A 7,415-nucleotide genomic window follows, 5' to 3' on the forward strand; every position below is an offset into this window, starting at 1 on the left:
ACCGATGACCTACGAAGATATCCTCTATGAAATCCGCGGCGGCGCCGCCTGGATCACCATCAACCGCGCCGACAAATACAACGCCTTCCGCGGCCAGACCGTCGACGAGCTGATCCACGCCTTCCAGACCGCGGGCTGGGATCGCAAGGTGGGCGTGATCGTGCTGACCGGCGCGGGCGACAAGGCCTTCTGCACCGGCGGCGACCAGTCGGCGCATGACGGGCAGTATGACGGGCGCGGCGTGATCGGCCTGCCGATCGACGAGCTGCAATCGCTGATCCGCGACGTGCCGAAGCCGGTGATCGCGCGGGTGAACGGTTTCGCCATCGGCGGCGGCAATGTTCTTGCAACGATCTGCGACCTGACGATCGCGTCGGAAAAGGCGCAGTTCGGTCAGGTCGGGCCCAAGGTCGGCTCGGTCGATCCGGGCTTCGGCACCGCATATCTCTCCCGTGTCGTCGGCGAGAAGCGGGCGCGCGAGATCTGGTATCTGAACAAGCGCTACACTGCCGCCGAGGCGCTGGCCTGGGGGCTCGCGAATGCCGTCGTGCCGCATGAGGCGCTTGACGCCGAGGTCGACCGCTGGGTGGCCGAGCTGATGGACCGCTCGCCGACCGCGCTGGCGCTCGCCAAGGTCAGCTTCAACGCCGACAGCGAGAACATCCGCGGGATCTCGGCCTTGGGGATGCGCGCGCTCAGCCTCTATTACGATACCGACGAGAGCAAGGAAGGCGGCGTCGCCTTCCGCGAGAAGCGCAAGCCCGACTTCCGCAAGTTCGGCAAGTGACGACGCGCCGCGCCCTCGGGGGAGGGCGCGGGCCGGCGGGTCCGGTCTGAGGGGGCCGGACCCGTCCCATGCTTGAGGAGGAAAGCGATGTACCCCACGATCTTCGACACCGAGGAACTGACCGCGCTGCGGGAGATGGCGCGCAAGTTCGCCAGCGAGAAACTCGCCCCCGGCTACAAGGCGCGCGAAAAGGCCGGCGCCTTCGGCCCCGACATCCTGCGCGAGATGGGCAGCCTTGGCCTGATCGCCCCGGAACTGCCCGAGGAGCTGGGCGGGCTTGGCGCCGGCTCGATCTATTCGGGTGTCATCATCGAGGAAATCGCCCGCGCCGATTTCAACATGGGCTACATCAACATCCTCGCCTCGCTGAACGGCCAGATTCTCGCGCGTTTCGGCAATGACGAGATCAGGCGCGACTGGCTGCCGAAGCTGACCGCGGGCGAGCTGATGGTGGCGATCGCGCTGACCGAGCCGCGCGGTGGTTCCGATGCGGCGAACCTCGGCCTGAAGATGGAGCGGGTGGGTGACCATTATGTGCTGAATGGCGAGAAGACCTCGATCTCGGCGGCCGATCAGGCGAAGGGCGCGGTGGTCTTTGCCCGCACCGGCCGGCCCGAGGACCGCGCCCGCGGCATCTCGGCGATCTTCGTGCCGATGGACACGCCCGGGATCTCGACCACGCGGTTCTCCGACCTCGGCCAGCACGCGATCGGCCGCGGCTCGATCTTCTTCGACAATGTGCGCGTGCCGGCGGCGAACCTGCTGGGCGAGGAGGGCAAGGGCTTTGTCCAGGTGATGCAGGGCTTCGATTTCTCGCGCTCGCTCATCGGGTTGCAATGCCTCGGCACGGCGCGGCAATCGCTGGACGAGGCCTGGGCCTATATCGGCGAGCGCCACGCCTTCGGCAAGCCGCTTGCCGCGTTCCAGGGCATCACCCACCAGCTCGCCGATTTCGATACCAAGGTCGAGGCGGCGCGGCTGATGTGCCTCAATGCGCTCTGGCTCAAGGACACCGGCCGGCCGCATGTGGCCGAGGCGGCGATGGCGAAATGGTGGCCGCCGCTGCTGGCCTATGAGGCGATCCATGCCTGCCTTCTGATCCACGGCCATGCCGCCTATTCGGACGAGCTGCCCTTCGAGCAGCGGCTGCGCGACGTGCTGGGCCTGCAGATCGGCGACGGCACCGCGCATATCATGAAGAACATCATCGCCCGCGAGCGGGCGGGCCGGACCGCGGTGGCGGGCTGAGCCGGGTCTTTGGGGAGGAAGACACGATGAAATTCGACGCGATTCTGATCGAACCGAGACGCGAGGCGATGGAGACGGCGGGCTTCTGGCCCGGCAAGACGCTTCTCGACTATTTCGAGGCCTGCCTTGCGGCACAGCCCGACGCCCGCGCGCTGACAGCGATCACCGTGACCGAGGGCGGGCGGCGCGACTTCACCTGGGCCGAGCTTGACGCGCTGTCGTGGCGCGCGGCGGCGGGGCTCGACCGGCTGGGGCTGGGCAAGGACGACGTGCTGGCCTGCCAGCTGTCGAACTCGTGGGAGTTCATCGTCCTCTACATCGCCTGCCGCAAGCTCGGCATCGTGTTCAACCCGGTGATGCCGATCTTCCGCGAGCACGAGCTGCTGTTCATGCTGCGCCATGGCGAGGCGAAGGCCTTCGTCGTGCCGAAGATCTTCCGCCATTTCGACCACGAGGCGATGGCCGAGGGCATGCGCCCCGACCTGCCCGGGCTCGAGCACCTGATCGTCGCGGGGGGCGAGGGGCCGAACAGCTTCGAGGCGGCTCTGCTCGACCCGGCGCTTGTGGTCGATGACGCGCTGCGCGCGCGTTCGGCCGAGATGCGTGGCGATGCGAATGACGTGTGCCAGCTGATCTACACCTCGGGCACGACGGGCGAGCCGAAGGGCGTGATGCACACGGCGAACACGATGTATTCGAACCTTGTCGCCTATGCGGCGCGGCTGGGGCTGGGCGCGCAGGACCGGATCCTGATGGCCTCGCCGATGGCGCACCAGACCGGCTTCATGTATGGCTTCCTGCTGCCGGTGATGCTCGGCGCGCGGATGGTGCTGATGGACAGCTGGGACAAGGATCTCGGCGCGCGGCTGATCGCGTCCGAGGGCGTCACCTTCACCATGGCCTCGACGCCCTTCCTGATGGATCTTGCGACCGCGGTCGAGGCAGGCGGCGCCGACATGTCGAGCCTGCGCATCTTCCTGTGCGCCGGCACCGCGATCCCCGGGCCGCTGGTCGAGCGCGCCCATGCGATCCTCGGCGCCAAGGTGATCTCCGCCTGGGGGATGACCGAGAACGGCGCGGTCACCGTGGTGGCGCCCACCGACCCCGACGAGCGCTCGGTGCATACCGACGGTTTCGTGCTGCCGGGGATGGAGATCCAGATCCGCGGCGCGGAGGGGGCGCCGGTGCCCGTGGGCCACGAGGGCGAGCTTTACGTCCGCGGCTGCTCGAACTTCGTGGGCTATCTGAAGCGGCCGCAGTGGAATGCGACGGACGAGGCCGGCTGGTTCGACACCGGCGACATCGCGCGGATGGATGCCGAGGGCTATATCCGGATCTGCGGCCGCTCGAAGGACGTCATCATCCGCGGCGCCGAGAATATCCCGGTCGTCGAGGTCGAGGCGCTGCTCTACAAGCACCCCGCCGTGCATCAGGTCGCCATCGTCGCCTATCCCGACGAACGTCTGGGCGAGCGCGCCTGCGCCTTCATCGTGCCGAAACCGGGGCACAGCCTTGATTTCGCCGGCATGATCGCCTTCCTCGAGGGGCAGCATCTGGCGAAGCAATACTTCCCCGAGCGGCTTGAGGTTCGCGAGAAGCTGCCCGCGACCGCCTCGGGCAAGATCCAGAAATTCGCGCTGCGCAATGCGCTGAAGGCCGAATACGAGGCAAGCCGCGCGGCCCTGACCTGAGCGGGGGGCCTCGCGCCCCCCAAATCCCAGACTGTCCGAGAGGTTCCCATGACCGATCCGGTGCGCTTCACCGCGCAGCGCGGCATTGCGCGCATCACCATCGACAACCCACCCGTCAATGTCACCGCGCAGCCGGTGCGCGCCGGGCTGAGCGCGGCACTTGATGCGGCGCTGGCGGCGGGGGTTTCCCGCGTGGTGCTCACGGGCGCCGGGCGTGCCTTTGTCGCCGGCGCCGATGCGAAGGAATTCGACGCGGCCCCGGTCGCGCCGCATCTGCCCGATCTGGTGGCGCGGATCGCCGCCTTTCCGGTGCCGGTGATCGCCGCGATCAATGGCGCGGCGCTGGGCGGCGGGCTCGAACTCGCGCTGGCCTGTGCCGCCCGCGTGGCGGTTCCCGGGGCGACGCTCGGCCTGCCCGAGGTGACGCTCGGTGTGGTGCCGGGCGCGGGCGGCACGCAGCGCCTGCCGCGGCTTGTGGGCCTTGCCCCGGCGCTGTCGCTGATTTCCGAGGGCCGGGTGATCGGCGCCGCCGAGGCGCTGAACCTCGGCCTTGTCGATGCGCTGGCGGACGACCCGGTCACCGCGGCAGAAGCCCTCGCGCTGCCCGCACGCGCCGCGCCCGATGCGCTGCCCGCGCCCGCCCCGGATCCGGCGGCGGTCGAGGCCGCGCGGGCGCAGGCGGCGAAACGCGCGAAAGGGCAGGTGGCGCCCGGCCTTGCGATCGACCTCGTCGCCGCCTCGGCCACGCTTCCGCTCGCCGAGGGGCTGACGTGCGAGCGCGAGACCTTCCTGAGCCTGAAGACCTCCGATCAGGCCGCGGCACTGCGCCATGTCTTCTTTGCCGAGCGCGCGGCGCTTGCCCGCGGCCGCGCGGGCGGCGCGGCGATCGACACCGCCGCCGTCGTCGGCGGCGGCACGATGGGCGCGGCGATCGCCTATGCGCTCGCGGGCGTCGGCGTCTCGGTCGCGCTCGTGGAAACCGATGCGGCCGGGGCGGAACGGGCGCGGGCGAATGTCGCCACGCTCTACGCCGAGGCCGTGGCGCGCGGCAAATCCTCCCCCGAGGCGGCCGAGGCCGCCCAGGCCGCGCGCCACTCCTATCACGTGGGCTATGCCGACCTGCCCCCCGCCCAGATCGCGATCGAGGCGGTGTTCGAAGATCTTGCGGTGAAGAAACAGGTCTTCGCCGCGCTTGATGCCGCGCTGCCGGAAACGACGATCCTGGCGACGAACACCTCCTACCTGAACCCCGACCGCATCGCCGAGGGGCTGCGCAACCCGGGCCGCTTCCTCGGGCTGCATTTCTTCTCGCCCGCCCATGTGATGAAGCTGGTCGAGGTGATCCGCACCGCCACGACCACGCCCGAGACGCTCGCCACCGTGCTGCGGCTCACCGCGCGGCTCAGGAAAATCGCGGTGCCGGCGGGGGTCTGCGACGGCTTCATCGGCAACCGCATCCTCACCCGTTACCGCCAGATCTGCGACGTGATGCTGATCGAGGGCGCGCTGCCCGCACAGATCGATGCCGCGCTGCGCGGCTTCGGCATGGCGATGGGGCCCTATGAGGTGCAGGATCTCTCTGGCCTCGACATCGCCCATGCGAACCGCAAACGCATGGGATGGAAGACGAAACCCGGCATCCGCTACATCCCCATCGCCGACCGCATCGTCGAGGAGACCGGCCGGCTGGGCCGCAAGACGGGTGCCGGCTGGTATGATTACGACGGGGCCAAGCCCGTGCCCTCCGCCGCCATCAACCAGATCGTCACCTCGGAAAGCTCGCGCGCGGGGATCACCCGTCGCCCCTTCACCGACACCGAGATCGTCTCGCGCGCCACCACCGTGATGATCGAGGAGGGCGCGCGTCTCCTCGAGGAGAGCATCGCCGAAAGCCCCTCCGACATCGATCTCGTGCTGGTGCATGGCTATGGCTTCCCGCGCTGGCGTGGCGGTCCGATGCACTATGCCGAACGGCTGGGCCTGCCCGAGATCTGCGCCCGGATCGAGGCTTTCGCTGCCGCGGATCCGCTTTCCTGGGCGCTGCCCGACATCCTGCGCCGCGCCACAGAGACCGGGCGCAGCCTCTCCGACCTTGCGAGGAAACCATGACCGACGCCTTCATCTGCGACTACATCCGCACGCCGATCGGCCGCTACGGCGGGGCGCTCGCGCCCCTGCGCACCGACGATCTGGCGGCGATCCCGCTTGCCACGCTGCTCGCCCGCAATCCGGGGCTCGATCCGGCCGCGGTCGAGGAGGTCTGGATGGGCTGCGCCAATCAGGCGGGCGAGGACAACCGCAACGTGGCGCGCATGGCGCTTCTGCTGGCGGGCCTGCCCGAGACGGTGCCGGGCGTCACGGTGAACCGGCTCTGCGGCTCGGGGCTCGAGGCGGTGGCGGCGGCGGCGCGCGCGGTGCAGGCGGGGGACATGGAGCTGGCGATCGCGGCGGGCGTCGAAAGCATGACGCGCGCCCCCTTCGTGATGCCGAAATCCTCTACCCCCTGGGGGCGGGCGGCGGAGGTGCATGACACCACGATCGGCTGGCGCTTCGTGAACCCGAAGATGCAGGCGGCTTACGGCACCGACTCGATGCCGGAAACCGCGCAGAACCTTGCCGATGAACACGGCATCTCGCGCGCCGATCAGGATGCCTTCGCGCTGCGCTCGCAGGTGCTGACGGCCGCGGCACAGGCAAACGGGCGCCTTGCGGCCGAGATCGTGCCGGTCACCGTGGTCCTCGGCCGTGGCAAGGCGGTCGAGGTGGTGCAGGACGAACACCCGCGCGCCACCACGCTCGAGGATCTGGCAAAACTCAGGCCGATCACCCGGCCCGATGGCTCGGTCACGGCCGGCAATGCCAGCGGCGTGAACGATGGCGCCGCGGCGCTGATCGTGGCCTCGGCCGCGGCCGCCAAACGCCATGGCCTGACCCCGATCGCGCGGGTGGTCGGCGCCGCCGCGGCCGGTGTCGCGCCGCGGGTGATGGGCTATGGCCCGGTGCCCGCGGTGCGCAAGCTTCTGGCCAACGCCGGGATCGGGCTTGACGCGCTCGACGTGATCGAGCTGAACGAGGCTTTTGCGGCGCAGGCGCTTGCCGTCACCCGCGGCCTCGGCCTTGCCGATGGCGATCCGCGGGTGAACCCGAATGGCGGCGCGATCGCGCTTGGCCATCCGCTCGGCATGTCGGGGACGCGCATCGCAGGGTCGGTGGCGCTCGAGCTTGCGCGGGGGGGCGGCCGCTACGGTCTGGCCACGATGTGCGTCGGCGTCGGCCAGGGCGCCGCGCTGCTTCTGGAACGTGTCTGAAGGAGAGAGAGATGAAGGTTCTCGTCCCGGTCAAGCGGGTGATTGATTACAACGTCAAGGTGCGGGTGCGTCCCGATGGCACGGGGGTCGATCTTGCGAACGTGAAGATGTCGATGAACCCCTTCGACGAGATCGCGGTCGAGGAAGCGATCCGCCTGAAGGAAAAGGGCGTCGCCTCGGAAATCGTGGTGGTCTCGGTGGGCGTGAAGCAGGCTCAGGAAACCCTGCGCACGGCGCTCGCCATGGGCGCCGACCGCGCGATCCTGGTGGTGGCCGCCGAGGACGTGCACAGCGACATCGAGCCGCTGGCGGTGGCGAAGATCCTCGCCAAGATCGCGGCGGACGAACAGCCCGGCCTGATCATCGCCGGCAAGCAGGCGA

Annotated in this window: 6 protein-coding genes; all 6 read left to right on the forward strand. The window is 69.4% G+C overall.

Translation table 11 applies throughout. The annotated features are described in order from the left end of the window. Positions 1–4: 4 nt before the first annotated feature. Positions 5–787: a 2-ketocyclohexanecarboxyl-CoA hydrolase gene (badI, locus tag EOW65_RS07590; protein WP_128148360.1), complete on the forward strand. Its 783-nt coding sequence runs from the start codon at positions 5–7 to the stop codon at positions 785–787. An 87-nt stretch (positions 788–874) separates the two neighbouring features. Then, on the forward strand, positions 875–2,035 hold the full coding sequence (gene aliB, locus EOW65_RS07595) for a cyclohexanecarboxyl-CoA dehydrogenase (protein WP_128148361.1): 1,161 nt from the start codon (positions 875–877) through the stop codon (positions 2,033–2,035). A gap of 26 nt (positions 2,036–2,061) precedes the next feature. Next, a complete protein-coding gene (locus EOW65_RS07600) occupies positions 2,062–3,726 on the forward strand; it encodes a cyclohexanecarboxylate-CoA ligase (RefSeq protein ID WP_128148362.1) in 1,665 nt (554 codons plus the stop codon). A 48-nt stretch (positions 3,727–3,774) separates the two neighbouring features. Continuing rightward, entirely contained in the window at positions 3,775–5,835 is a 2,061-nt protein-coding gene (locus EOW65_RS07605) for a 3-hydroxyacyl-CoA dehydrogenase NAD-binding domain-containing protein (protein WP_128148363.1), read from the forward strand. Continuing rightward, positions 5,832–7,034: a 3-oxoadipyl-CoA thiolase gene (gene pcaF, locus EOW65_RS07610; protein WP_128148364.1), complete on the forward strand. Its 1,203-nt coding sequence runs from the start codon at positions 5,832–5,834 to the stop codon at positions 7,032–7,034. Before EOW65_RS07605 ends, pcaF begins: the two co-directional genes overlap by 4 nt. An 11-nt stretch (positions 7,035–7,045) precedes the next feature. After that, a partial coding sequence (locus EOW65_RS07615; RefSeq protein ID WP_164880023.1) for an electron transfer flavoprotein subunit beta/FixA family protein occupies positions 7,046–7,415 on the forward strand: 370 nt, incomplete at its 3' end.

The sequence above is a fragment of the Paenirhodobacter ferrireducens genome, from assembly GCF_004022265.1.
GTDB lineage: Bacteria > Pseudomonadota > Alphaproteobacteria > Rhodobacterales > Rhodobacteraceae > Rhodobacter > Rhodobacter ferrireducens.

Excerpts from the sequence above, each read along its gene's own strand:
- badI (WP_128148360.1), top strand. The coding sequence starts at position 5 with ATGACCTACGAAGATATCCTCTATGAAATCCGCGGCGGCGCCGCCTGG.
- aliB (WP_128148361.1), top strand. The coding sequence starts at position 875 with ATGTACCCCACGATCTTCGACACCGAGGAACTGACCGCGCTGCGGGAG.
- EOW65_RS07600 (WP_128148362.1), top strand. The coding sequence starts at position 2,062 with ATGAAATTCGACGCGATTCTGATCGAACCGAGACGCGAGGCGATGGAG.
- EOW65_RS07605 (WP_128148363.1), top strand. The coding sequence starts at position 3,775 with ATGACCGATCCGGTGCGCTTCACCGCGCAGCGCGGCATTGCGCGCATC.
- pcaF (WP_128148364.1), top strand. The coding sequence starts at position 5,832 with ATGACCGACGCCTTCATCTGCGACTACATCCGCACGCCGATCGGCCGC.